This is a genomic window from Streptococcus nidrosiense, from assembly GCF_042140045.1.
In the GTDB taxonomy this organism is placed as follows: Bacteria; Bacillota; Bacilli; order Lactobacillales; family Streptococcaceae; genus Streptococcus; species Streptococcus nidrosiense.
The window spans coordinates 1,244,080-1,269,517 of sequence record NZ_CP152419.1; the positions used below are offsets into that span (position 1 = coordinate 1,244,080).

22 protein-coding genes are annotated in these 25,438 nt (G+C 39.1%); all 22 read left to right on the plus strand.

Annotated elements, in window-relative coordinates; genetic code table 11:
* Nucleotides 1-133: 133 nt before the first annotated feature.
* Nucleotides 134-2,476 (plus strand): ribonuclease R, encoded by a 2,343-nt coding sequence (gene rnr / locus AAFQ93_RS05920; protein WP_375554916.1) that lies wholly within the window; start codon nt 134-136, stop codon nt 2,474-2,476.
* Complete coding sequence (smpB, locus tag AAFQ93_RS05925) at nt 2,439-2,906, plus strand: SsrA-binding protein SmpB (protein WP_001051741.1); 468 nt, start codon at nt 2,439-2,441, stop codon at nt 2,904-2,906. Before rnr ends, smpB begins: the two co-directional genes overlap by 38 nt.
* Nucleotides 2,907-2,920: 14 nt before the next feature.
* The gene (gene tehB / locus AAFQ93_RS05930) at nt 2,921-3,781 is read left to right on the plus strand and encodes an SAM-dependent methyltransferase TehB (RefSeq protein ID WP_223140883.1); all 861 of its coding nucleotides are present in this window, start codon (nt 2,921-2,923) and stop codon (nt 3,779-3,781) included.
* Nucleotides 3,782-3,979: 198 nt separating this feature from the next.
* Entirely contained in the window at nt 3,980-5,128 is a 1,149-nt protein-coding gene (locus tag AAFQ93_RS05935; RefSeq protein WP_375554917.1) for a hypothetical protein, read from the plus strand.
* Between the two features lie 95 nt (nt 5,129-5,223).
* On the plus strand, nt 5,224-6,180 hold the full coding sequence (locus AAFQ93_RS05940; protein ID WP_375554918.1) for a competence protein CoiA: 957 nt from the start codon (nt 5,224-5,226) through the stop codon (nt 6,178-6,180).
* Between the two features lie 18 nt (nt 6,181-6,198).
* Complete coding sequence (gene pepF, locus AAFQ93_RS05945) at nt 6,199-8,001, plus strand: oligoendopeptidase F (protein WP_375554919.1); 1,803 nt, start codon at nt 6,199-6,201, stop codon at nt 7,999-8,001.
* A 5-nt stretch (nt 8,002-8,006) separates the two neighbouring features.
* Entirely contained in the window at nt 8,007-8,720 is a 714-nt protein-coding gene (locus AAFQ93_RS05950) for an O-methyltransferase (protein ID WP_075230470.1), read from the plus strand.
* Between the two features lie 73 nt (nt 8,721-8,793).
* A complete protein-coding gene (gene prsA, locus AAFQ93_RS05955) occupies nt 8,794-9,735 on the plus strand; it encodes a peptidylprolyl isomerase PrsA (protein ID WP_375554920.1) in 942 nt (313 codons plus the stop codon).
* A 272-nt stretch (nt 9,736-10,007) separates the two neighbouring features.
* The gene (gene ftsW / locus AAFQ93_RS05960; RefSeq protein ID WP_049530447.1) at nt 10,008-11,219 is read left to right on the plus strand and encodes a cell division peptidoglycan polymerase FtsW; all 1,212 of its coding nucleotides are present in this window, start codon (nt 10,008-10,010) and stop codon (nt 11,217-11,219) included.
* Between the two features lie 24 nt (nt 11,220-11,243).
* Nucleotides 11,244-14,069, plus strand: a complete 2,826-nt coding sequence (gene ppc / locus AAFQ93_RS05965; RefSeq protein WP_375554921.1) for a phosphoenolpyruvate carboxylase — start codon at nt 11,244-11,246, stop codon at nt 14,067-14,069.
* A gap of 436 nt (nt 14,070-14,505) precedes the next feature.
* Nucleotides 14,506-15,507: a tryptophan ABC transporter substrate-binding protein gene (gene trpX / locus AAFQ93_RS05970; RefSeq protein ID WP_223140888.1), complete on the plus strand. Its 1,002-nt coding sequence runs from the start codon at nt 14,506-14,508 to the stop codon at nt 15,505-15,507.
* A 61-nt stretch (nt 15,508-15,568) separates the two neighbouring features.
* Nucleotides 15,569-16,435, plus strand: a complete 867-nt coding sequence (locus AAFQ93_RS05975; protein ID WP_223140889.1) for an ABC transporter permease — start codon at nt 15,569-15,571, stop codon at nt 16,433-16,435.
* Nucleotides 16,432-17,190, plus strand: a complete 759-nt coding sequence (locus tag AAFQ93_RS05980) for an ABC transporter ATP-binding protein (RefSeq protein WP_070459428.1) — start codon at nt 16,432-16,434, stop codon at nt 17,188-17,190. Before AAFQ93_RS05975 ends, AAFQ93_RS05980 begins: the two co-directional genes overlap by 4 nt.
* A gap of 165 nt (nt 17,191-17,355) precedes the next feature.
* The gene (locus AAFQ93_RS05985) at nt 17,356-17,787 is read left to right on the plus strand and encodes a hypothetical protein (protein WP_223140890.1); all 432 of its coding nucleotides are present in this window, start codon (nt 17,356-17,358) and stop codon (nt 17,785-17,787) included.
* A gap of 179 nt (nt 17,788-17,966) precedes the next feature.
* Nucleotides 17,967-19,727: a DNA primase gene (gene dnaG, locus AAFQ93_RS05990; RefSeq protein ID WP_223140891.1), complete on the plus strand. Its 1,761-nt coding sequence runs from the start codon at nt 17,967-17,969 to the stop codon at nt 19,725-19,727.
* A 2-nt stretch (nt 19,728-19,729) separates the two neighbouring features.
* Nucleotides 19,730-20,839, plus strand: a complete 1,110-nt coding sequence (rpoD, locus tag AAFQ93_RS05995) for an RNA polymerase sigma factor RpoD (RefSeq protein ID WP_000201894.1) — start codon at nt 19,730-19,732, stop codon at nt 20,837-20,839.
* Between the two features lie 17 nt (nt 20,840-20,856).
* Nucleotides 20,857-21,186, plus strand: a complete 330-nt coding sequence (locus tag AAFQ93_RS06000; protein ID WP_000331926.1) for a metal-sulfur cluster assembly factor — start codon at nt 20,857-20,859, stop codon at nt 21,184-21,186.
* Between the two features lie 110 nt (nt 21,187-21,296).
* Nucleotides 21,297-22,340, plus strand: a complete 1,044-nt coding sequence (locus tag AAFQ93_RS06005; RefSeq protein ID WP_375554922.1) for a glycosyltransferase family 4 protein — start codon at nt 21,297-21,299, stop codon at nt 22,338-22,340.
* Nucleotides 22,341-22,348: 8 nt separating this feature from the next.
* Nucleotides 22,349-23,665, plus strand: a complete 1,317-nt coding sequence (locus AAFQ93_RS06010) for a glycosyltransferase family 4 protein (protein ID WP_375554923.1) — start codon at nt 22,349-22,351, stop codon at nt 23,663-23,665.
* Between the two features lie 26 nt (nt 23,666-23,691).
* The gene (locus AAFQ93_RS06015; protein WP_000726417.1) at nt 23,692-23,883 is read left to right on the plus strand and encodes a PspC domain-containing protein; all 192 of its coding nucleotides are present in this window, start codon (nt 23,692-23,694) and stop codon (nt 23,881-23,883) included.
* 29 nt (nt 23,884-23,912) lie between these two features.
* Nucleotides 23,913-24,047, plus strand: coding sequence for a DUF4044 domain-containing protein (locus AAFQ93_RS06020; protein WP_000863850.1), 135 nt, complete (start codon nt 23,913-23,915; stop codon nt 24,045-24,047).
* Between the two features lie 75 nt (nt 24,048-24,122).
* Nucleotides 24,123-25,433 carry a GTPase ObgE gene (gene obgE, locus AAFQ93_RS06025; protein WP_153224708.1) on the plus strand — a complete coding sequence of 437 codons (1,311 nt, stop codon included), beginning with the start codon at nt 24,123-24,125 and terminating at the stop codon, nt 25,431-25,433.
* Nucleotides 25,434-25,438 lie beyond the last annotated feature (5 nt).

Sequence of the window (25,438 nt, forward strand, 5' to 3'; positions counted from 1 at the left end):
CTGCAACCTCAAAACGGTGTTTTGAGCAACCTGCGCCTAGCTTTCTAGTTTGCTCTTTGATTTTTATTGAGTATTAAATGATGTTTAAGAAGGTTTTACAGCAAAAGGAATTTAAAAAATCTAGAAAGAAAACATGAAAGATAGAATAAAAGAATATATACAAGAAAAGGGACGAGTCACAGTCAATGACTTGGCCAGTGCTCTCGGGAAGGATGGTTCAAAGGACTTCCGTGAGTTAATTAAAACTCTTTCCTTGATGGAACGTAAGCACCAGATTCGCTTTGAAGAAGATAGTAGTTTAACCCTAGAACAGAAGAAAAAACATGAGATTACCCTGAAAGGAATTTTCCATGCCCATAAAAATGGGTTCGGTTTTGTAAGTCTTGAAGGTGAAGAAGACGATCTTTTTGTTGGGAAAAGTGATGTTAACTATGCCATTGATGGCGATACTGTTGAAGTTGTCATTAAGAAAGTTGCTGACCGTAACAAAGGAACTGCTGCAGAAGCAAAGATTATCGACATCCTAGAACACAGTCTAACGACAGTTGTTGGGCAAATCGTTCTTGATGAGGAAAAGCCCAAGTATGCGGGCTATATCCGTTCAAAAAATCAAAAAATTGGTCAACCAATTTTTGTTAAAAAGCCAGCTATTCAATTGGAAGGCACAGAAGTTCTAAAGGTCTTTATTGATAAGTATCCAAGTAAGAAACACGATTTCTTTGTCGCTAGTGTCTTAGATGTTGTCGGACATTCAACGGATGCAGGGATTGATGTCCTTGAGGTCTTGGAATCTATGGATATTGTATCAGAGTTTCCAGAGGCAGTTCTCAAAGAAGCTGAAAGTGTGCCAGATGCTCCATCAGAGAAGGATATGGAAGGCCGTCTGGACCTGAGAGATGAAATTACATTTACCATAGATGGAGCCGATGCCAAGGACTTGGACGACGCTGTTCACATCAAGCCATTGAAGAATGGAAATTTTGAACTTGGAGTTCATATCGCTGATGTCTCTTACTATGTGACAGAGGGTTCTGCTCTTGACAAAGAAGCCCTCAATCGTGCGACCTCTGTATATGTGACAGACCGTGTAGTTCCAATGCTTCCAGAGCGCCTTTCAAATGGTATCTGTTCCCTTAATCCTCAAGTAGACCGCTTGACTCAGTCTGCGATTATGGAAATTAATAAGCAGGGTCGTGTTGTGAATTATACGATTACACAGACCGTTATCAAGACAAGTTTCCGTATGACCTATAGTGCTGTCAATGACATCCTAGCAGGTGATGAGGAGAAGAGAAAAGAATATAAGAAAATTGTTCCTAGTATCGAGTTAATGGCCAAACTTCATGAAATTCTTGAAGGTATGCGGATTAAGCGTGGAGCTCTTAATTTTGATACCAATGAAGCTAAAATCTTGGTTGACAAGCAAGGGAAACCAGTAGATATTGTTCTTCGTCATCGTGGGACTGCAGAACGTATGATTGAGTCCTTTATGTTGATGGCAAACGAAACAGTTGCAGAGCATTTTAGCAAGCTTGATTTACCTTTTATCTATCGTATCCATGAGGAACCTAAAGCTGAGAAAGTTCAGAAGTTTATTGATTATGCTTCAAGTTTTGGCTTGAGAATTTATGGAACTGCCAGTGAGATTAGTCAGGAAGCTCTTCAAGACATCATGAGTGCTGTTGAAGGTGAGCCTTATGCGGATGTTCTCTCTATGATGCTTCTGCGTTCTATGCAACAGGCTCGTTATTCTGAGCATAATCATGGTCACTATGGCCTAGCAGCGGACTATTACACTCACTTTACCAGTCCGATTCGCCGTTATCCGGACCTCTTGGTTCACCGAATGATTCGTGACTATGGACGTTCCAAGGAAATAGCAGAACATTTTGAACAGGTCATTCCAGAGATTGCCACCCAGTCTTCTAATCGTGAGCGCAGAGCTATTGAGGCAGAGCGTGAAGTTGAAGCTATGAAAAAAGCTGAGTATATGGAAGCATTTGTGGGCGAAGAGTATGATGCAGTCGTTTCAAGTATCGTCAAATTTGGTCTTTTTGTTGAATTGCCAAATACAGTTGAAGGCTTGATTCACATCACAAATCTACCTGAGTTCTACCATTTCAATGAACGTGATTTGACTCTTCGTGGGGAAAAATCGGGTACAACTTTCCGTGTAGGACAGCAGATTCGCATTCGTGTTGAAAGAGCGGATAAGATGACTGGAGAGATTGATTTCTCCTTTATTCCAAGCGAATTTGATGTCATTGAGAAAGGTTTGAAACAATCTGGCCGTAAGGATAGAGGTCGTCGTTCAGATAAGAAAGAAGACAAGAGAAAAGCTAGTCGCTCAAATGATAAGCGTAAGCATTCTTCAAAAGACAAGAAGAAAAAAAGTAAGAAACCTTTTTATAAGGAAGTAGCAAAGAAAGGAGCTAAGCATGGCAAAGGGCGAGGGAAAGGTCGTCGCGCAAAATAAAAAAGCGCACCACGACTATACTATCGTAGATACGCTAGAAGCAGGAATGGTCCTGACGGGAACTGAAATCAAGAGTGTTCGAGCAGCCCGCATCAATCTGAAAGATGGGTTTGCCCAAGTGAAAAATGGGGAAGTTTGGTTGAGCAATGTTCATATTGCACCCTATGAGGAAGGCAATATCTGGAATCAGGAACCAGAACGTCGTCGTAAACTTCTCCTTCATAAAAAACAAATCCAGAAATTGGAGCAAGAAACCAAAGGGACAGGGATGACTCTGGTTCCACTTAAAGTCTACATCAAAGACGGCTATGCCAAGCTTCTTTTAGGACTTGCTAAAGGAAAACATGACTACGATAAACGTGAGTCAATCAAACGTCGTGAGCAAGATCGCGATATCGCGCGTGTTATGAAAGCAGTTAACCATCGATAGAAAGAGTGAAGTAAATGGAAAAACTAGTTGCCTATAAACGCATGCCTGTCTGGAATAAAGACACCATGCCAGAAGCTGTTCAAAGAAAACACAATACCAAAGTCGGAACCTGGGGCAAGATTACCGTATTAAAAGGGGCTCTTAAGTTTATTGAATTGACTGAGGAGGGGGAAGTTATAGCTGAGCACCTCTTTGAAGCAGGTGCTGATAATCCTATGGCGCAACCCCAGGCCTGGCACAGAGTCGAAGCTGCCACAGATGATGTAGAATGGTATCTGGAATTCTATTGTAAACCAGAAGATTATTTCCCTAAGAAATACAATAGCAATCCAGTTCATTCGGAGGTTTTAGAAGCTATGCAGACGGTCAAGCCATGTAAGGCACTGGACCTAGGATGTGGTCAAGGAAGAAACGCCCTCTTTCTTGCTCAACATGGATTTGATGTCACAGCAGTGGACCAAAATGAGCTATCCCTTGAAATCTTGCAAAGCATTGTGGAGCAAGAAGATTTAGAAATGCCTGTTGGTCTCTACGATATTAATTCAGCTAGTATTGGTCAAACTTACGATTTTATCGTATCAACGGTTGTGCTCATGTTTTTACAAGCAGAACGTATTCCTGCTATCATTCAAAATATGCAAGAACAAACATCTATCGGTGGCTATAATTTGATCGTTTGTGCTATGGATACAGAGGATTATCCATGTTCTGTTAATTTCCCGTTTACCTTCAAAGAGGGTGAGTTGGCAAATTACTACAAGGACTGGGAATTGATCAAGTATAATGAAAATCCTGGTCATCTCCACCGTCGTGACGAAAATGGCAATCGTATCCAACTACGCTTTGCAACAATGTTGGCTAAAAAAGTAAAATAAAAATCTTAAAACGAATAGCTATCCATTTCTATTCGTTTTTTTATATAAAGACTTGAGGGCCAATCAACTGAATTATGCTATACTAGATGTGTAGAAAATGCTTAAGACAATCTCTTAACCCATATTTCTATGAAGTTTATTCTAAGTAATTTTAAATTTTCTATACAACTAGCAAATTTTTAATAGGGAGGTAGCGATATGCCTAGTCTTTTAGTCGAACTTTTTGATCATCACACTATCGAGAAAAATGTTTATCAGACTTTTATTTGTGATTGTGATGAGGTTTTATTTCTCTCCCTGAAAAAAATTACAGAAGAAGAAAGGTTGTCCTTGAAACATTTTTTGCTGGATCAAGTTTCCCATGTAAAGCAAGTGCATTTTCGGCAAATAAGTCTAGATAAGATTACGGATGATTTGAATCTTTTTTTGACTAACTATGATTCAGTGACTTTAGATGTTTTTGGAGGAGATTCGATATTAGCTATTTTCCTTTATCAGTATGGTTTGGAAAAGCAATTACCGATTGTTGCAATTGATATTGAGCAAGGAAAACAATTCAAATGGAAGATGGGGAAGGTGGAAAAGGAAGAGTTAGTAATTCCTGGTCTGACCATTGAACAGTTGATGGCCTTACGGGGTGGTAAACTCATCAAATCGAAACAACCTAAATATAGTCCGAAACAAATGATTACCATCAAAAAACTAGCCAACTATGCAATTTTAAACCCAGAGCAATGGTATCAGATTACTCAATTCTTTGCATTAGCTAAAACAATTGATTTTCATGCTGAAACAGTAAAAGTTTTGGAAAGTAACGGAAAAAGGTACTCATATCCAGAATCAATGATTCCTCTACTAACAGAAGCTAACTTGATTCATATTGATGCGGAAAGTTCCGAACATATTAGTTACACTTTTTCTAGCTCTGAGGCACAATTGCTCTGTCGCACAAAAGGTCATATTTTAGAATTATATCTCTATCTTTTAGCGATAGAGTCAGAGTATTTTGATGAATGTATGATAGGGGCAGAAATTGACTGGAATGGTATTTTCCCTGAAGTTGATAATGTACAAAATGAAATTGATGTTGTCCTCCGTAAAGGTCAATCCATTATTTTTATATCTTGTAAAATGACAGACTTGTCTGTAGAAGCTATTAATGAACTAGAGGTATATGCCAATCATTTTGCTGGTGAAACTTGTTTGAAATTAATTGTTTGCTCTGGAAAAATCAATCCCGTATATAACCATCGCTGTCAAGAGTACGGTGTGTTGGTGATTAAACAAGATCAAATTTCAAATCTGATTCCCATGTTACAAAAACATATCAAAAAGCATAAAATATGAGCTGGATTAAAGGATTATTCTAAAAATATAATGGAAAGGCTGGTTTTCTCAGCCTTTTTCTTATCCTTTTCGAATAAAGTAGAAAAGGAGGTTTTATGTTTTTAGCCAGAGATGAAAATGGGGATTTAATCAGCGCTTTAGCGGATGAAGTAAAGAAGCAAGCTTATTTTTGTCCGGCTTGTGGAACAAGTGTCCGCTTGAGGAAAGGAAAAAACGTGCGTGCACATTTCGCTCATGAAAGTCTCAAAAAATGTGATTTTTTTCATGAAAATGAAGGACCAGAACACCTAGAAAATAAGAAAAGTCTGTTTTATTGGGCTAAGAAGAATGCTAAGGTAGAGATGGAATGCCTGATACCTGAACCGAAGCAAATTGCAGATATCTTTATCAATAAACAACTAGCTCTAGAAATTCAGTGCAGTCCCATTTCTTGTGAACTTTTACGGGAGAGAAGCAATGGTTATCGAAGTTTGGGAATTCAAGTTCTTTGGCTACTGGGAGAAAAGCTCTGGCTAAAAGAGCGACTAACTAAACTTCAAAGAGATTTTCTTTATTTTAGTAATAATATGGGATTTTATCTTTGGGAGTTAGACCATAAAAAACAAGTTTTAAGACTTAAGTACCTCCTTCACCAAGATTTGAAAGGGAAACTCCATTATCAGGTTAAGGAATTTTCTTATGACAAAGGAAATCTTCTAGAAATATTACGGATTCCTTATCATCAACAAAATCTTACCACTTTTTCGGTTGAACAAGATAGGAACATTTGTCATTACATTCAAAAACAGCTCTATTATCAAAACCCCTATTGGATGAAACAACAAGCACAAGCTTACTTGAGAGGAGAAAACCTATTAAATTTGAAGACTCAGGACTGGTATCCCCAAGTAAGGCCGATAGAACATGGTCATTTTTGTCAGATAAGTCAAAATCTATATGATTATTACCGCAACTTTCAGGTTTATTATGAACTGAATCCACATAATCAGCAACAAAAGCTCTATCCACCTGCCTTTTATCAGCATTATTTCTTAAAAAATATGGTAAAATAGAAAGGATGGAGGAAACTTATGGTATTACAACGAAATGAAATCAATGAAAAAGATACATGGGATCTATCAACGATCTTTGAAACAGACCAAAAATGGGAAGAAGAACTCGCCCTTTTAACGGAAGATACAAAACAAGCAGCTAGTCTTGAGGGTCATCTCTTGGACAGTGCAGAAAGCCTTCTTGAAATTACAGAGCGTTATCTGGAATTGAGTCGTCGTCTTGAAAAACTCTATGTCTACGCACATATGAAAAACGACCAGGATACACGAGTTGCTAAATATCAAGAATACTATGCAAAAGCTATGACTCTTTATAGTCAACTTGATCAAGTCTTCTCTTTCTATGAGCCTGAATTTATGGCAATCACAGAAGATCAGTATCAAAACTTTCTAGCAGAAGAACCAAAACTCCAGCCTTATAAACACTTCTTTGATAAACTCTTGCAAAATAAGGACCATGTCCTTTCACAACGTGAAGAAGAGTTGCTTGCAGGTGCTGGGGAAATCTTCGGTGCTGCTAGTGAAACCTTTGCTATTTTAGATAATGCAGATATCGTCTTTCCATTTGTTAAAGATGAAGATGGAAATGAAGTTCAATTATCACACGGCGTTTATATGCGCTTGGTAGAATCTAAGAATCGTGAGGTTCGTCGTGGAGCTTATGAATCCCTCTATGCTACTTATGAGCAATACCAGCACACTTACGCTAAAACCTTGCAGACCAATGTTAAAGTGCAAAACTACCGTGCAAAAGTTCGAAACTATAAGAGTGCGCGTGAAGCAGCTCTTGCAGCAAACTTTGTGCCAGAAAGTGTTTATGACAATCTAGTATCTGCTGTTCGTAAGCATTTGCCACTCTTGCATCGTTATTTGGCTCTTCGTTCAAAAATCTTGGGTATTCCAGATCTCAAGATGTACGATGTTTATACCCCATTGTCTTCAGTGGAATACAGCTTTACTTATGAGGAAGCCTTGAAGAAAGCAGAAGAAGCTTTGGCAGTTCTTGGTGAGGATTACTTGAGCCGAGTTAAACGTGCCTTCAGCGAACGTTGGATTGATGTTTATGAAAATCAAGGCAAGCGTTCAGGTGCATATTCAGGTGGATCATACGATACAAATGCCTTCATGCTCCTTAACTGGCAGGATAACCTCGATAATCTCTTTACTCTTGTACATGAGACAGGTCACAGTATGCATTCTAGCTATACACGTGAAACACAGCCTTATGTATACGGAGATTACTCAATCTTCTTGGCAGAAATTGCTTCAACTACTAATGAAAATATCTTAACTGAAAAATTATTGCAAGAAGTTCAAGACGATGCAACACGCTTTGCGATTCTCAACAACTTCTTGGATGGTTTCCGTGGAACAGTCTTCCGCCAAACTCAATTTGCAGAATTTGAACATGCCATCCACCAAGCCGATCAAAATAGTGAAGTCTTGACAAGTGAGTTCCTAAACAATCTCTACGCTGACTTGAACCAAGAATACTATGGCTTGAGCAAGGAAGACAACCCTCAAATCCAGTACGAGTGGGCTCGAATTCCTCATTTCTACTATAACTACTATGTGTATCAATATTCAACAGGTTTTGCTGCAGCTTCAGCCTTGGCTGAAAAGATTGTTCATGGTAGCCAAGAGGATCGTGATCGCTATATCGACTACCTCAAAGCAGGGAAGTCAGACTATCCACTCAATATCATGCGTAAAGCTGGTGTTGATATGGAAAAAGAAGATTACCTCAACGACGCCTTTGCAGTCTTTGAACGCCGTTTGGATGAGTTTGAAGCCCTTGTTGAAAAATTAGGATTGGCATAAGGCAGATGGTAAAGTCTTATAGTAAAAATGCCAATCATAACATGCGACGTCCTGTTGTCAAGCATGAGATTGTCGAGTTCATGCGCCACAGACAAAAGCAGGTGACGGGTTCCCTAAAAGAACTAGAAAACTTTGCCCGCAAGGAGAATATTCCTATCATTCCTCATGAAACCGTCGCTTATTTTCGTTTCCTTATGGAAACCATTCAACCAAAAAACATTTTGGAAATCGGGACGGCTATTGGATTTTCAGCACTTTTAATGGCAGAGCATTCACCTAAGTCAAAAATTACCACTATTGACCGAAATCCTGAGATGATTGGTTTTGCCAAGGAGAATTTTGCCAAATTTGATAGCCGCAAACAAATCACTCTCTTAGAAGGTGATGCGGTAGATGTCCTATCAACGTTAACTGAGACCTATGATTTTGTATTTATGGATTCTGCCAAGTCCAAATACATCGTCTTTCTACCAGAAATCCTCAAACACCTCGAAGTAGGTGGAGTCGTTGTCTTGGATGATATTTTCCAAGGAGGAGATATTGCGAGGGATATTATGGAAGTCCGACGTGGACAACGGACGATTTATCGTGGCTTGCAAAGACTATTTGATGCAACCTTAGACAATCCTGGCTTAACCGCTAGCTTGGTTCCTCTTGGAGATGGGATTCTCATGCTAAGAAAGAATCAAGCAGAAGTAGAACTGCCTGATATTGATTGATTTCAGATATTTTTAAGACAATTTGGTAAAATAGATAAGGTAAACCTTTATTTAGTATACAAAAGGAGTAAACATGAAGAAAAAACTAATGGCAGGAGCCATCACATTGTTGTCAGTAGCTACTTTGGCTGCTTGTTCAAACAGTTCTGAAGGAACTGACTTGATTAGCATGAAAGGCGATGTTATTACTGAGCATCAATTCTTTGAAGAAGTCAAAAATAATGCGACTGCTCAACAAGTCTTGCTGAATATGACCATTCAAAAAGTTTTTGAAAAACAATATGGTTCAGAAGTAAGTGATAAAGAAGTAGATGATGCAGTAGCAGAAGAACAAAAGAAATACGGTGATAGCTATCAAACAATTCTCGCCCGTTCAGGTATGACTGCAGAAAGCCGTAAAGCTCAAATTCGTACAAGTAAATTAGTTGAGTATGCTGTTAAGAAAGCTGCTGAAGCTGAATTAACAGATGAAAACTACAAAAAAGCTTTTGAAGAGTATACTCCAGAAGTAACGGCTCAAATTATTAAACTTGACAGCGAAGATAAGGCTAAGGAAATTCTTGCCAAGGCAAAAGAGTCAGGTGCTGACTTTGCACAACTTGCAAAAGACAATTCTACAGATGAAAAGACAAAGGAAAATGGTGGAGAAATTACCTTTGACTCTGCATCAACAGAATTGCCAGACGTGGTTAAAAAAGCTGCTTTTGCGCTTGATGTTAACGGAATTTCAGATGTTATCACTGCTCCAGGAACTCAAGCTTATACAAGTAGTTTCTACATTGTGAAACTAACTAAGAAGTCAGAAAAATCTTCAAATCTAGACGATTATAAAGAAAAGCTCAAAACAATTATTTTGACTCAAAAACAAAATGATGCTACCTTTGTTCAAGGTGTCATTAGTAAAGAATTACAGGACGCCAATATTAAAGTTAAAGATCAGGCTTTCCAAAATATCTTTACACAATACATCAAAGGCGAAACAACTTCTGAAAGCAGCAGTAGCGCCTCAAACTAAGATAGTAATGAACTACCTTCCTTTGTCTGGGAGGTAGTTTTTGATTTTCTGAAATACGAACATTAAAGTTTAACGAATTCAAGTAAGTTTCAACTATTTGTAGATTGAGTAAAGATGTTACTCAAGAATTTTTAATCATGAGCCTGTCTTGGGTAAAATTCGAATGTTTATACTGTAAGAGTTTTTTTCTAGGCTAAAAAATGGTATAATAGCTTATAAAACTAGAAATAATATGGGAAAATAAGATAATTTTTCCGATAGATAGGTGACATATGAAAATAAGTAAAAGGCACTTGCTGAATTATTCCATTTTGATTCCTTATTTACTGTTATCCGTTCTAGGATTGATAGTAGTTTATTCGACAACTAGTGCAACTCTTATCCAAGAGGGCAAAAGCACCCTGCAACTGGTTCGAAATCAAGGAATTTTCTGGATAGCCAGTTTGTTTTTAATTGCCTTGATTTATAAATTGAAATTAGGATTTCTGCGAAATGAGCGATTAATCTTCATCGTTATGTTTGTTGAGTTGATATTGCTAGCTCTAGCGCGTTTAATTGGGATTCCTGTCAATGGGGCCTATGGCTGGATCAAGGTTGGTCCAATAACGATTCAACCAGCAGAGTATTTAAAAATTATCATTGTCTGGTATCTAGCACAGCGTTTTTCAAAACAACAGGATGAGATAGCTGTTTACGACTTCCAAGTTTTAACTCTTAATCAGTGGATTCCTCGAGCATTTAATGATTGGCGTTTTGTTCTACTGGTTATGATTGGTAGTTTGGCGATTTTCCCAGACCTTGGGAATGCTACCATCTTGATTTTGGTATCCTTGCTCATGTATACCATCAGTGGAATAGCTTATCGGTGGTTCACAACTATTCTGGGCTTACTAGCTGGTGTCTCTATGATTTCCTTAACAGCCATTCGGATAATCGGTGTTGAGAAATTCTCTAAAATTCCCGTATTTGGTTATGTTGCCAAGCGGTTCAGTGCTTTTTTCAACCCATTTAATGACTTGGCTGGAGCTGGACACCAGTTGGCCAATTCCTACTATGCCATGGTTAATGGAGGATGGTTTGGTCTGGGATTAGGAAATTCTATTGAAAAACGAGGGTATCTGCCAGAAGCCCATACAGACTTTGTCTTTTCGATTGTCATCGAAGAGTTTGGATTTGTAGGAGCAAGTCTTATTCTCGCTCTCCTATTCTTCTTAATTTTACGAATCATTTTGGTAGGTATTCGAGCAAGGGATCCTTTCAACTCAATGGTAGCAATCGGTATTGGTGGTATGATTCTAATACAGGTTTTTGTTAACATTGGAGGTATTTCAGGCTTGATTCCTTCAACAGGGGTAACCTTCCCTTTCCTTTCGCAAGGGGGGAATAGCCTCTTGGTTCTTTCGGTAGCCATAGCATTTGTATTAAATATTGATGCCAGTGAGAAGCGTGCGCGACTTTTTAGTGAATACGAAGCACAGCTTTAAGACATAGATAACAAGGAGAAAAAAATGTCTCTTCAAAAGTTAGAAAATTATAGTAACAAAACGGTCGTACAAGAAGAAGTTCAAATCTTGACAGATATGCTGGAAGATATCACAAAAAATATGCTTCCTGCTGAAACCTTTGATAAGATTATGCACTTAAAGGAACTTTCGTCAAAACTTGACTATCAAGGGCTAGATAAAGTAGTAACAGGTCTTTCAAATGATGAGATGGTCTACATTTCTAGATACTTCTCTATTTTGCCTCTTTTAATTAACATCTCAGAAGATGTTGACTTGGCTTATGAGATTAACCATCTAAATAATGTTGATCAAGACTATTTGGGTAAATTGTCAACAACTATTAAAATGGTGGCTGAAAAAGAAAACGCTGCTGAGATTCTTGAACGCTTGAATGTGGTACCAGTTTTGACAGCACATCCAACTCAGGTTCAACGTAAGAGTATGTTAGATTTGACCACTCATATCCATACCCTTTTACGTAAATACCGTGACGTGAGAATGGGGCTCATTAACAAGGAAAAATGGCATAATGATCTTCGTCGCTATATTGAGATTATCATGCAGACAGATATGATTCGTGAGAAGAAACTAAAAGTAACCAACGAAATCACCAATGTGATGGAGTACTACAATAGTTCCTTCCTACAGGCTGTCCCTAACTTGATGTTAGAGTACAAACGTCTAGCAAAAGAGCAAGGAATTGATCTTAAACAAGCAAAACCTATTACTATGGGAATGTGGATTGGTGGAGACCGTGATGGAAATCCATTTGTAACTGCTGAGACGCTTCTGCGTTCTGCTACTATCCAAAGTGAAGTGATCTTGAACTACTATATTAGCAAGATTTCTAGTCTCTATCGTACCTTCTCTCTTTCAACGAATTTATCAAAAACTAGTAAAGCTGTTGAAGAAATGGCTGCTCAGTCTGGAGATACATCAGTCTTTCGTGAGAAAGAACCTTATCGTCGTGCCTTTCATTTGATTCAGTCCAAATTGATTCAAACACTCTTGAATTTAAAAGAATGGTCTGTTGTTGGCTCGTCAGCTGATGAACGTCATCCTGTTGAACGTCTTCTAGGTACTCAAGGACATCAACAAGGAGTGATTACAGACTATATTAGCAATCGACTTTCAGGAGCTATTCAAGAACTGGCTGAAGATCGTCCACCATTTTACGAAACAGTTGAAGAGTTCAAAAAAGATCTATATACCATTAAGAATTCATTACTTGAAAACAAGGCAGAGTCCTTACTCACAGGTGAATTTGCAGAACTTTTAGAAGCTGTAGAAGTATTTGGTTTCTTCTTGGCTTCCATCGACATGCGTCAAGATTCAAGCGTCCACGAAGCCTGTGTAGCAGAATTATTGTCATCTGCTGGAATCAATGACCACTATAGTGATTTATCAGAAGATGAAAAATGTGAATTGCTTTTGCATGAATTATTAGAAGATCCTCGAATCTTGTCTGCAACTCATGCTGAGAAGTCTGAACTTCTCGAAAAAGAACTGGCTATTTTCCAAACAGCACGTGAATTAAAAGACCGTTTAGGAGAAGATGTCATTCGTCAAACGATTATCTCACATGCAACAAGCGTGTCAGATATGCTTGAGTTGGCTATCATGCTAAAAGAAGTTGGTCTGGTGGATGCTGAAAAAGCGCGTGTTCAGATTGTTCCTCTCTTCGAAACAATTGAGGACTTGGACCATTCTGAAGAAACAATGAGAAAGTATTTTTCTCTACCACTTGCTAAGAAATGGATTGCTTCTAAAAACAATTACCAAGAAATCATGCTTGGCTACTCTGATAGTAATAAGGATGGTGGTTATCTATCATCTTGTTGGACACTTTATAAGGCCCAACAACAATTGACAGCTATTGGTGACGAATTTGGAGTCAAAGTAACCTTCTTCCATGGTCGTGGTGGTACCGTTGGCCGTGGTGGTGGCCCTACTTATGATGCCATTGCTTCTCAACCGCTCAAGTCAATTAAGGATCGTATTCGATTGACAGAGCAAGGGGAAGTTATCGGAAACAAATACGGAAACAAGGATGCAGCCTACTATAACCTTGAAATGTTGGTTTCAGCAGCTATCAACCGTATGATTACCAAGAAGAAGAGTGATACCAATACATCAAATCGCTATGAAGCTATCATGGACCAAGTAGTAGAACGTAGTTACGATATCTACCGTGAGCTCGTATTTGGAAATGAACATTTCTATGATTATTTCTTTGAATCTAGTCCAATCAAGGCTATTTCAAGTTTCAATATTGGTTCTCGTCCAGCAGCTCGTAAAACGATCACTGAAATCGGTGGTCTACGTGCTATTCCTTGGGTATTCTCATGGTCACAAAGTCGTGTTATGTTCCCGGGTTGGTATGGTGTTGGTTCAAGCTTCAAGGAATTTATTGACCAAGATCCAAAAAATATTGAATTCCTTCGTGAAATGTATCAAAACTGGCCATTCTTCCAGTCACTCCTATCTAATGTTGATATGGTCTTGTCCAAATCAAATATGAACATTGCCTTTGAATACGCTAAACTGTGTGAAAGTGAAGAAGTACAAGCAATCTACTATACTATCTTAGATGAATGGCAGTTGACTAAGGACGTTATCTTGGCTATTGAAGGCCATGAGGAGCTCTTGGCAGAAAATACTTATTTGAAAGACAGTCTCAACTACCGCATGCCTTATTTCAATATCCTTAACTATATTCAGTTGGAATTGATTAAGCGTCAACGTCGTGGCGAGCTATCTTCAGATGAAGAAAGATTAATCCATACAACTATCAACGGAATTGCTACAGGATTACGTAATTCAGGCTGATACAAGTTAGATTTTATAAAAAAACGTAGGAATTTTTGTTAATATTTAAAATATTTTATGAAAACCCTTGACAAGTTTTAGTAAAATGATATAATTTAAGCATTCAGAAAGTAATCATTGAAATTTTTTAGAGAGTCTGTGGTTGGTGGAATCAGATAGGTGGAAGTGATGAAAATTGGGCTGAATGTTATTAAGAATTTGAAATCATAAGAATTCGGTGAGCACACCTTACAGTGCAACTCGTTTTAGCGAGTAAGAGCGATAGGACTAGTTCCTATAATTGAGGTGGCACCGCGCATCGACGTCCTCACACAAGTTTTTTGTGTGAGGACTTTTTCTATGGGGAGGAAAAAATTATGGAAATCAAACGATGGCGTCGCTTGAATAAGTGATTGAATAAAAAAATAATAAGTTAAGAAGAAATAAGGAGAAAATTATGAAAAACAAACGTCTACTCGGTATTATCGTAGCATTAGCACTTGTAGTTGGTGGAAGCTTGGTATATTCTAGCTTAACGAAACAAGAAACTAAAACTGAGACAGCTAATAAAACAGCTAAAGTTGGTGTTCTTCAGTTTGTAAGCCACCCATCGCTTGACTTGATCTACCAAGGTATCCAAGATGGACTTGCTGAAGAAGGTTATAAAGGTGACCAAGTCAAAATTGACTTTATGAACTCAGAAGGTGACCAAAGTAAGGTTGCGACAATGAGTAAACAATTGGTGGCAAATGGAAATGATGTCGTTGTAGGTATTGCTACACCAGCAGCTCAAGGTCTTGCAAGTGCAACAAAAGACCTTCCTGTTATCATGGCAGCTATCACAGACCCAATTGGTGCTAACCTTGTACAAAACTTGGAAAAACCAGGTGGGAACATCACTGGGGTGTCTGACCACAACCCTGCTGAACAACAGGTTGAATTGATTAAAACATTGACTCCTGATGTGAAAACGGTTGGAGCTCTTTACTCAAGTAGTGAAGATAACTCAAAATCACAAGTTGAAGAATTCAAAGCTTACGCTGAAAAAGCTGGTTTGAAAGTCGAAACATTCGCAGTTCCTTCAACGAACGAAATTGCTTCAACAGTGAACGTTATGACTGGTAAAGTAGATGCAATCTGGGTTCCAATCGATAACACAATCGCATCTGCATTCTCAACTGTCGTTTCAAGCAATCAAACAGCTAAAAACCCAATCTACCCAAGTGCGACTGCCATGGTAGAAGCTGGAGGTTTGGCATCAGTCGTAGTGGACCAACACGATCTTGGTGTTGCTACTGGTAAAATGATTGCTAAAGTCTTGAAGGGTGAAAAGCCTGCAGATACACCAGTTAATGTCTTCTCAACTGGTAAATCAGTGATCAACAAGAAAGTTGCTCAAGAACTTGGAATTACTATTCCTGAATCAGTTATCAAAGAAGCCGGTCAAGTAATCGAATAAGAATAAAGGAGGAGTTGGAGACATCTCCTCCAATTTTTAGAATAAAGGAAACGAATCAAACATGCTAATATCAATTATTTCACAGGGATTGGTCTGGGCTATCCTAGGTTTGGGAATCTTTATGACCTTTCGAATCTTGAACTTCCCAGATATGACAACTGAGGGTTCCTTCCCACTTGGAGGAGCAGTAGCAGTGACTTTAATTACCCAGGGAGTCAATCCTTTTCTTGCGACTTTAGCGGCTGTAGGAGCAGGGTGTCTTGCTGGTTTAGCAGCGGGGTTATTATATACCAAAGGGAAAATTCCAACTCTTTTATCAGGAATTTTAGTCATGACTTCTTGTCATTCTATCATGCTCATGATTATGGGACGGGCTAACCTTGGACTCTTAAACACCAAGCAAATCCAAGATGTTCTTCCATTTTCATCAGAGGTTAATCAATTACTGACAGGTTTAATCTTTGTGACTTTGGTTATCCTTCTCATGCTTTTCTTCCTAGATACCAAACTTGGACAGGCCTATATCGCTACAGGGGATAATCCAGACATGGCTCGTAGTTTTGGTATCAATACAGGACGTATGGAGCTTATGGGCTTGGTCTTGTCAAATGGTGTAATCGCACTTGCTGGCGCACTTATCGCTCAGCAAGAAGGCTATGCCGATGTCTCTCGTGGTATCGGTGTTATCGTTGTTGGTCTTGCTAGCTTGATTATCGGTGAAGTCCTCTTCAAGAGTCTTACCCTAGCAGAACGCTTGGTTACTATTGTAGTTGGTTCCATCAGCTATCAATTCTTGGTATGGGGAGTCATTGCTCTCGGCTTTAACACTAGCTACCTCCGTTTATATAGTGCCCTTATCCTAGCAACTTGCTTGGTAATTCCAACCCTTAAGGATAAATACTTGAAAGGAGTCAAGTTAAGCAAATGACAGCAATAGTAGAATTAAGAAATGCCACAAAAATTGTGACAAATGGCTTTGACGAAGAAAAGATTATCCTAAATGATGTTTCGCTTGATATTTATGAACATGACTTCATCACAATCTTGGGTGGAAATGGTGCAGGGAAATCAACCCTCTTTAATAGCATTGCAGGAACGCTACCCTTGACTAGTGGTAGCATTCGTATCATGGGCGAGGATGTGACTCATTTCAGCCCTGAGAAACGTGCTAAGTATCTCTCTCGTGTTTTTCAAGATCCTAAGATGGGGACAGCTCCACGTATGACGGTTGCAGAAAATCTTTTGATTGCCAAGTTCCGTGGAGAAAAACGTGGACTTTTTCCAAGAAAATTGTCATCCTATAAGGAAGAATTTCAAGCGACCATTGAGAAGGTTGGAAATGGCCTAGAGAAACACTTGGATACACCGATTGAATTCTTGTCAGGTGGACAAAGACAGGCCTTGAGTCTATTGATGGCAACCTTGAAGCGCCCAGAACTCCTTTTGTTAGATGAGCATACGGCTGCACTTGACCCTAAAACAAGTGTTGCCTTGATGGAATTGACAAATGACTTTATCAACAAGGACCATCTAACAGCTTTGATGATTACTCACCATATGGAAGATGCTCTCAAGTATGGAAATCGCTTGATTGTTATGAAAGATGGACAAATCATCCAAGATTTGAATAAGGATGAAAAAGCCAAGATGAAAATTTCCGATTACTATCAACTTTTTGAGTAGATAATTTTTAAATCAAGCATCCTTAAAAACTTAGAAGTAGGCTTTTGCTTCTAAGTGTTTTAGTTGTTTTTAAATATTATTTATATTTCTCTTTTCGTCTGTTTTCCTTTATAATATAATCAATCTAAGAATCTTAAATTTTGATAATAGTAAGGAGATAAAAACATGGTATACACACAAGAAGATTTTCAGGAATGGATTTTTCAGATTGGATTTAAGATGGACTATTTTACTAGGGAGTTTGCTGAGGAACAAGGCCTTCATTTAGACTATAGCATGCAGTCTTTGGATGATTTGGAGGCTTGGATCTTGGCTCACTACGATGACCACCATGCTTTGATAGCAGACCGCAAGATGTTGGATTATTTGACCGTTTATATCGGTGAAACCTTCCGTAAGCACCTAGGAGGTAAATGGTTTATTGATCTTAATAATAAAAAGAATGCCTATTATTCTATGCCTGTATTGACTGATCCATCCTATAGAGGAGTGGTATACAAAGCACCATTGACTTATGCAACAGCTTGTATCAGTAGAAAAGATGGTCAGTATATTAGCAGGATATTGAAAAATAATCTCGAAGATCAAGTGAAATAGTCTTTAATTTTTCTTTTTTTCTTTCAAATATTAGAATGGTTTGCTCAAAAGATTCACTTTTTCATGACAGCTGTAAACTTATGAAATAGTCTCATGTAAAGTGTATGAAATGGTTTACTTTTTTTCAGAAATAAGCTATACTAGTTAGAGTAAACTGTGATAAAATGGAGGTATTGTCTATGGTTGACAAGAGACTCATCGAAGAGATCAAAAACAATACCAATATTGTCGAAATCATAGGAGAAGTGATTTCTTTACAAAAATCTGGACGGAACTTTTTAGGGCTCTGTCCTTTTCATGGTGAAAAGACCCCTTCCTTTAACGTGGTCGAGGATAAGCAGTTTTACCACTGTTTTGGTTGTGGTCGTTCTGGAGATGTTTTTAAGTTTATCGAGGAGTATCAGCAAGTAACTTTTGCGGATGCGGTGAGGATATTAGCTGAGAGACTTGGGATTCAGATGGCAGCGCCTGTTCAAGGTTCTGTACAGCCTAGGTCGCCCCATCAAAATCTCTACGATATGCATGAGAAAGCCGCTCGTTTTTATCATGCCATTCTCATGACGACTAAGATGGGTGAAGAGGCGAGAAACTATCTCTATAAACGTGGCTTAACAGATGATGTTCTCAAGCATTTTATGATTGGTTTAGCTCCAGCAGAACGCTCTTATCTATATCAGCGTTTAGCAGATGATTATAGTGAGAAGGACTTGCTGGATTCGGGTTTGTTTTATCTATCTGAGAGTAACCAATTCTTTGATACCTTTCATAATCGCATTATGTTTCCTCTTTCAAATGATCAAGGAAAGGTGATTGCCTTTTCTGGTCGTGTATGGCAAGAGACTGATTCTCAAACTGGAAAGTATAAAAATAGTCGAGCGACGGCAATTTTTAACAAAAGTTACGAATTATATCATTTGGAGAGGGTAAAAAAAGGATCGGGCAAGGCTCCTGAAATCTACCTGATGGAAGGGTTTATGGATGTCATTGCGGCTTATCGTGCTGGTATTGAAAATGCAGTTGCTTCTATGGGTACCGCACTGACGAGTGAACATGTGGAGCATCTGAAACGCTTTACCCAAAAAGTGATCGTCACCTATGACGGAGATAAGGCTGGGCAAGCTGCGACGGCTAAAGCCTTGGACGAGCTTAAAGATATACCTGTCCAAGTAGTCCAGATTCCTGACGCGATGGATCCGGATGAATATTTGCAGAAAAACTCTCCTCAAGACTTGGCTTATCTCTTAACCAATACACGCATTAGTCCTGTTGAGTTTTACATTCATCATTTCAGACCTGAAAATAGTGAAAATCTACAAGCTCAGATTGAATTTATAGAGAAAATTGCTCCCTTAATCGCCAAGGAACCCTCTATCACAGCTCAGAATTCCTACATTCACATTTTGACGGATCACTTGCCATCTTTTGACTATCAGCAAGTCGAACATATTGTCAATGAAAGTCGTGTTAGACAGAGAAAGGAGAAGGTCAAGGAGACCTATAGTCCGAGTCCTGTCACCATGTCTGTCACAAAGCAACTGACAGCAGTGATGAGAGCAGAGGCCCATATCCTCTATCGAATGATGGAACATCCCTTGGTGCTCAATGACTACCGCTTAAGAGATGACTTTATCTTTGAAACTCCAGAGTTTCAGACCTTGTATGGACTCTTGATTGATAATGGAAGTATCTCCTCTGAGGATTTGGCTCATCAGACCAGAGAAGTGGAGAGTGCTTGGTATCAAGTCCTAGCCTTAGATTTGCCACCTGAAATGTCCCCTCACGAGTTAGCTGAAGTGGAAGAGTCTCGAAAAAGAGCTCTTTTGAATCAGGAAAATCTGCAAATTAAAAAGAAAGTTCAGGAAGCTAGCCATATCGGTGATACAGACACCGCATTAGAAGAGCTAGAACGCTTAATTGCCCAAAAAAGAAGAATGGAGTAAGAATGGCAACAAAACAAAAAGAAGTAACAACCTTTGACGTCCAAGTAGCGGAATTTATTCGCAATCATAAAAAAACTGGTACAGCAACTGATGATGAAATCAATAACGCCCTCGTAATTCCCTTCACTTTAGATGTGGAAGGTATTGAGAATCTTTTGCAACGCATTCAAGATGCTGGTATCTCAATTACGGACAACGAAGGAAATCCAAGTGCGCGTGTTTTGAGCACTGAGGAAGAACCAGAGTTGACTGATGAAGATTTGATTGGTTCAACCTCAGCTAAGGTCAATGACCCAGTCCGTATGTATTTGAAAGAAATCGGGGTTGTTCCTCTGCTTACAAATGAAGAGGAAAAAGAGTTGGCCCTTGCTGTTGAAGCGGGTGATATCGAAGCTAAACAACGCCTTGCAGAAGCGAACCTTCGTTTGGTAGTATCTATCGCTAAACGTTATGTTGGACGTGGAATGCAGTTCCTTGACTTGATCCAAGAAGGAAACATGGGCTTGATGAAGGCCGTTGATAAATTTGACTACTCTAAAGGGTTTAAATTCTCAACTTATGCGACTTGGTGGATTCGTCAGGCTATTACTCGTGCCATTGCTGACCAAGCTCGTACCATCCGTATCCCAGTTCACATGGTGGAAACAATTAACAAGCTTGTTCGTGAACAACGTAATCTTCTTCAAGAGTTGGGACAAGATCCAACTCCTGAACAAATCGCTGAACGCATGGATATGACACCTGACAAGGTTCGTGAAATCCTCAAGATTGCCCAAGAGCCGGTTTCTCTTGAAACGCCAATTGGTGAAGAGGACGACAGCCATCTTGGTGATTTTATAGAGGACGAAGTGATTGAAAATCCAGTGGACTATACAACTCGTATCGTTTTGCGTGAGCAGTTGGATGAAGTCTTGGACACTCTGACAGACCGTGAAGAGAATGTCTTGCGTCTCCGCTTTGGTCTTGATGATGGGAAGATGCGTACCTTGGAGGATGTTGGTAAAGTCTTTAACGTAACGCGTGAACGTATCCGTCAGATTGAGGCCAAAGCTTTGAGAAAACTTCGCCAGCCAAGTCGAAGCAAACCACTTCGTGATTTCATTGAAGATTAAGTTAAGGGAGAGTGAAGATGGCTTACACAGAAGAACAGATTGAAAATATCAAAACACGTATTTTGACAGCACTAGAAGAAGTGATTGACCCAGAGTTGGGGATTGATATCGTCAATCTAGGCTTGATCTACGAGATTCGTTTTGATGGCGATACAGGTGAGACTGAAATTGATATGACCTTAACAACCATGGGTTGTCCCTTGGCGGATCTTTTAACCGACCAAATCTATGATGCTATGACGGACGTTCCAGAGGTTACTAACGTTGAAGTCAAATTAGTTTGGTATCCAGCTTGGACAGTTGAGAAAATGAGCCGTTACGCTCGTATCGCTTTAGGCATCAAGTAAGTAAATTATAAAAAGGAGAAATAGTGTAGACGCCAGGAAATTCCCAGCTTTTATGCTATCTCTCTTTTTATTTGCTGATTTTATTTTAAGAAAATGGTATAATGGTTACTATGGAAAAAGAGAAATTACGCATCAATATGCTAAGTTCAAGTGAAAAAGTGGCGGGCCAAGGTGTGTCTGGTGCTTACCGTGAACTGGTACAGCTTTTAAAACGAGATGCGAAAGACCAACTGATCGTAACAGAAAATCTTCCAATCGAAGCGGATGTTACTCATTTTCATACGATTGATTTTCCTTATTATCTCTCGACCTTTCAGAAAAAACGTTCTGGACGTAAGATTGGCTATGTTCACTTCTTACCTGATACCTTGGAAGGTAGTTTGAAGATTCCATTCTTCTTAAAGGGGATTGTCAAACGCTATGTATTTTCTTTTTATGACCGTATGGAGCATCTGGTTGTGGTCAATCCTACCTTCATTGAGGATTTAGTGGCTGCTGGAATTCCACGTGAAAAAGTGACCTATATTCCTAACTTTGTCAACAAAGAAAAATGGCATTCACTTCCTATAGAGCAAGTTGAACAACTTCGTAAAGATATGGGAATTGATGAGAATCAGTTTGTAGTTGTTGGTGCAGGTCAGGTTCAAAAGCGTAAAGGTATTGATGACTTTATCACTCTAGCTGAGGAATTACCTGATATTACTTTTATTTGGGCTGGTGGTTTCTCATTTGGTGGTATAACGGATGGTTATGAACGCTATAAAAAGATTATGGATAATCCTCCAGAGAATCTGATTTTCCCAGGGATTGTTGATCCAGAACGGATGAGAGAACTCTATGCCTTGGCTGATCTTTTCTTGCTTCCAAGTTATAACGAGCTCTTTCCAATGACTATTCTAGAAGCTGCGAGTTGTGAAGCACCCATTATGCTTCGTGATCTAGATCTTTATAAGGTTATTCTTGAAGGAAATTACAGACCAACAAGTGATGTAGAAGAGATGAAAGAAGCTATCTTGAAATATCGAGAGCATCCAGAAGCGTTGAAAGCATTGAAAGAAAAGGCTAAGGCCATTTCAAGAGAATATTCAGAAGAGCATCTTCTTGAAATCTGGCTAAAATTCTATCGGGAGCAAGCAGCTTTAGGAAAAAAATGAGGTAGTATATGCGAATTGGTTTATTTACAGATACTTATTTCCCACAGGTCTCGGGTGTTGCGACCAGTATTCGAACCTTAAAAACAGAACTTGAAAAGCAAGGACATGCCGTCTTTATCTTTACAACAACAGACAAGGATGTTAATCGTTATGAAGACTGGCAGATTATCCGTATCCCTAGTGTTCCTTTCTTTGCCTTTAAGGATCGACGTTTCGCCTATCGTGGATTTACAAAAGCTCTTGAGATTGCCAAGCAATACAAGCTGGATATTATTCATACGCAGACTGAGTTTTCTCTTGGTTTATTAGGGATTTGGATAGCGCGTGAATTGAAAATTCCAGTCATTCATACCTATCATACCCAGTACGAAGATTATGTCCACTATATCGCTAAGGGGATGTTGATTCGTCCAGGTATGGTTAAGTACCTTGTGAGAGGCTTCCTTCATGATGTTGATGGAGTGATTTGTCCAAGTGAAATTGTGCGAGACCTTCTATCAGATTATAAGGTCAAAGTAGAAAAACGAGTTATTCCTACAGGGATTGAGCTAGCCAAGTTTGAACGACCTGAGATTGGACCAGAACATATCGCAGACTTACGTGATAAATTAGGCATTAAGAAAGATGAAAAGATGCTTCTTAGCCTTTCACGTGTTTCTTACGAGAAGAACATTCAAGCTGTTCTGGCAGCACTTCCAGATGTTCTAAAAGAAGAGCAAAATGTTAAATTAGTCGTAGCTGGAGATGGTCCTTATCTGGAAAATCTCAAGGAACAAGCGTCAGATTTACAGATTCAAGATTCTGTTATTTTTACAGGGATGATTGCCCCAAGTGAAACCGCACTTTACTATAAGGCTGCTGACTTCTTCATTTCAGCTTCAACTAGTGAGACGCAAGGCTTGACCTATCTTGAAAGTCTTGCAAGTAAGACTCCGGTAATAGCTCATGGAAATCCCTATCTTGATAACCTCGTCAATCATAAAATGTTTGGAACTCTTTATTATGAAGAGAGAGATCTAGCAGGGGCTATTTTAGAAGCTTTAATTGTAACTCCAAAGATGGATGAAAAACTTTTGGCTGAAAAATTGTATGAAATTTCAGCTGAGAATTTTGCTAAGAGAGTGCATGAATTCTATCTAGATGTTATTATTTCAAATAATTTTGAAAAAGAATTGACTGCAGATGAACCTGTTACGAAACGCATTTTAAAGACAGTATTTTATATACCACAACAAGCAGTGTCTATGCCGGTCAAGGGTTCAAGACGTATGTTGAAAGCTTCTAGAAAACAGTTGAGTCATTTAAGAAAATATTTGAACGATTAATCGAATTAAAGAAAGGAAATAAAAATATGAAAAAGAAATTTATGAGAAGTGGTAGAGATCAAAAAATCGGTGGTGTATGTGCTGGTTTAGCTAATTATTTTGATATTGACCCTACAATCGTACGTGTGATTTGGGGAGTTCTAGCTTTCTGTTATGGTGCTGGACTTATTGCTTACTTGATTTTGTGGGCAATCGCTCCTGTATCCGATGAATTTTAAGATTAGAGTATTATAGTAAAGGAGAAAAAATGGCATTTGGTGATAATGGGAAACGTAAAAAAACTTTCTTTGAAAAACTAACAATGTTTGTCGTTTTGATTATGTTATTTGTAACCCTAGCAGGTATTTTTGCTACAGCCATCGGTGTATTTAGCAGATTTTAAAATGCTAGATTTTCTAGCAAGTAGTAATAGTTGGTGACTGGGATTTCCCAGCCCTTTTTAGAGTGAGAAAAGAATATGAGTATGTTTTTAGATACAGCCAAGATCAAGGTCAAGGCTGGAAATGGTGGCGATGGGATGGTTGCCTTTCGCCGTGAAAAATACGTCCCTAATGGCGGTCCTTGGGGCGGTGATGGAGGACGTGGAGGTAACGTTGTTTTCGTTGTAGACGAAGGTTTACGTACCTTGATGGACTTCCGTTACAATCGTCATTTCAAAGCCCAATCGGGTGAAAAAGGGATGACCAAAGGAATGCACGGACGCGGTGCAGAAGACTTGATTGTTCGAGTACCTCAAGGGACAACTGTGCGTGATGCAGAGACTGGGAAAGTTCTCACTGATTTGATAGAGAACGGACAAGAGTTTATCGTGGCTCACGGTGGTCGTGGTGGTCGCGGAAATATCCGTTTTGCAACACCTAAAAATCCTGCTCCAGAAATCTCAGAAAATGGAGAACCTGGTCAGGAGCGTGAATTACAGTTAGAACTTAAAATCCTTGCGGATGTTGGTTTAGTTGGTTTCCCATCTGTCGGAAAATCAACACTTCTTAGCGTGATTACCTCTGCTAAGCCAAAAATTGGGGCCTACCACTTTACGACTATTGTACCAAATCTTGGTATGGTTCGTACCCAGTCCGGTGAATCCTTTGCCGTTGCAGACCTTCCTGGATTGATTGAAGGTGCTAGCCAAGGTGTTGGCTTGGGGACTCAGTTCCTTCGCCATATCGAGCGTACTCGCGTTATTCTTCATATCATTGACATGTCAGCTAGTGAAGGACGTGATCCTTACGAAGATTATCTAGCTATCAATAAGGAACTTGAATCTTACAATCTTCGTCTGATGGAGCGTCCACAAATCATTGTTGCTAATAAGATGGATATGCCAGAAAGTCAGGAAAACCTTGAAGAATTCAAGAAAAAATTGGCAACTAACTTTGATGAGTTCGAGGAATTACCAGCAATCTTTCCAATATCAGGTTTGACCAAACAAGGTTTAGCACCTTTATTGGACGCAACGGCTGAACTTCTTGATAAGACCCCAGAATTCCTTCTTTATGATGAGTCAGAAATGGAAGAAGAAGTTTATTATGGCTTTGATGAAGAAGAAAAACCATTTGAAATTAGTCGTGATGACGATGCAACTTGGGTACTTTCAGGTGAAAAACTCATTAAACTCTTTAATATGACTAACTTTGACCGTGATGAGTCTGTTATGAAGTTTGCTCGTCAGTTGCGTGGTATGGGAGTCGATGAAGCTCTCCGTGCCCGTGGCGCCAAGGATGGAGATTTGGTTCGTATCGGTAAGTTTGAGTTTGAATTTGTGGACTAGGAGAT

Bases quoted from the DNA above. Each gene is read 5' to 3' on its own strand.
- AAFQ93_RS06015 (WP_000726417.1), top strand. From the start codon at position 23,692: ATGAAAAAGAAATTTATGAGAAGTGGTAGAGATCAAAAAATCGGTGGT.
- ftsW (WP_049530447.1), top strand. From the start codon at position 10,008: ATGAAAATAAGTAAAAGGCACTTGCTGAATTATTCCATTTTGATTCCT.
- AAFQ93_RS05950 (WP_075230470.1), top strand. From the start codon at position 8,007: ATGGTAAAGTCTTATAGTAAAAATGCCAATCATAACATGCGACGTCCT.
- AAFQ93_RS06005 (WP_375554922.1), top strand. From the start codon at position 21,297: ATGGAAAAAGAGAAATTACGCATCAATATGCTAAGTTCAAGTGAAAAA.
- AAFQ93_RS06020 (WP_000863850.1), top strand. From the start codon at position 23,913: ATGGCATTTGGTGATAATGGGAAACGTAAAAAAACTTTCTTTGAAAAA.
- AAFQ93_RS05975 (WP_223140889.1), top strand. From the start codon at position 15,569: ATGCTAATATCAATTATTTCACAGGGATTGGTCTGGGCTATCCTAGGT.
- pepF (WP_375554919.1), top strand. From the start codon at position 6,199: ATGGTATTACAACGAAATGAAATCAATGAAAAAGATACATGGGATCTA.
- rnr (WP_375554916.1), top strand. From the start codon at position 134: ATGAAAGATAGAATAAAAGAATATATACAAGAAAAGGGACGAGTCACA.
- rpoD (WP_000201894.1), top strand. From the start codon at position 19,730: ATGGCAACAAAACAAAAAGAAGTAACAACCTTTGACGTCCAAGTAGCG.
- AAFQ93_RS06000 (WP_000331926.1), top strand. From the start codon at position 20,857: ATGGCTTACACAGAAGAACAGATTGAAAATATCAAAACACGTATTTTG.
- ppc (WP_375554921.1), top strand. From the start codon at position 11,244: ATGTCTCTTCAAAAGTTAGAAAATTATAGTAACAAAACGGTCGTACAA.
- tehB (WP_223140883.1), top strand. From the start codon at position 2,921: ATGGAAAAACTAGTTGCCTATAAACGCATGCCTGTCTGGAATAAAGAC.
- obgE (WP_153224708.1), top strand. From the start codon at position 24,123: ATGAGTATGTTTTTAGATACAGCCAAGATCAAGGTCAAGGCTGGAAAT.
- AAFQ93_RS05980 (WP_070459428.1), top strand. From the start codon at position 16,432: ATGACAGCAATAGTAGAATTAAGAAATGCCACAAAAATTGTGACAAAT.
- trpX (WP_223140888.1), top strand. From the start codon at position 14,506: ATGAAAAACAAACGTCTACTCGGTATTATCGTAGCATTAGCACTTGTA.
- AAFQ93_RS05940 (WP_375554918.1), top strand. From the start codon at position 5,224: ATGTTTTTAGCCAGAGATGAAAATGGGGATTTAATCAGCGCTTTAGCG.
- prsA (WP_375554920.1), top strand. From the start codon at position 8,794: ATGAAGAAAAAACTAATGGCAGGAGCCATCACATTGTTGTCAGTAGCT.
- dnaG (WP_223140891.1), top strand. From the start codon at position 17,967: ATGGTTGACAAGAGACTCATCGAAGAGATCAAAAACAATACCAATATT.
- smpB (WP_001051741.1), top strand. From the start codon at position 2,439: ATGGCAAAGGGCGAGGGAAAGGTCGTCGCGCAAAATAAAAAAGCGCAC.
- AAFQ93_RS05935 (WP_375554917.1), top strand. From the start codon at position 3,980: ATGCCTAGTCTTTTAGTCGAACTTTTTGATCATCACACTATCGAGAAA.
- AAFQ93_RS05985 (WP_223140890.1), top strand. From the start codon at position 17,356: ATGGTATACACACAAGAAGATTTTCAGGAATGGATTTTTCAGATTGGA.
- AAFQ93_RS06010 (WP_375554923.1), top strand. From the start codon at position 22,349: ATGCGAATTGGTTTATTTACAGATACTTATTTCCCACAGGTCTCGGGT.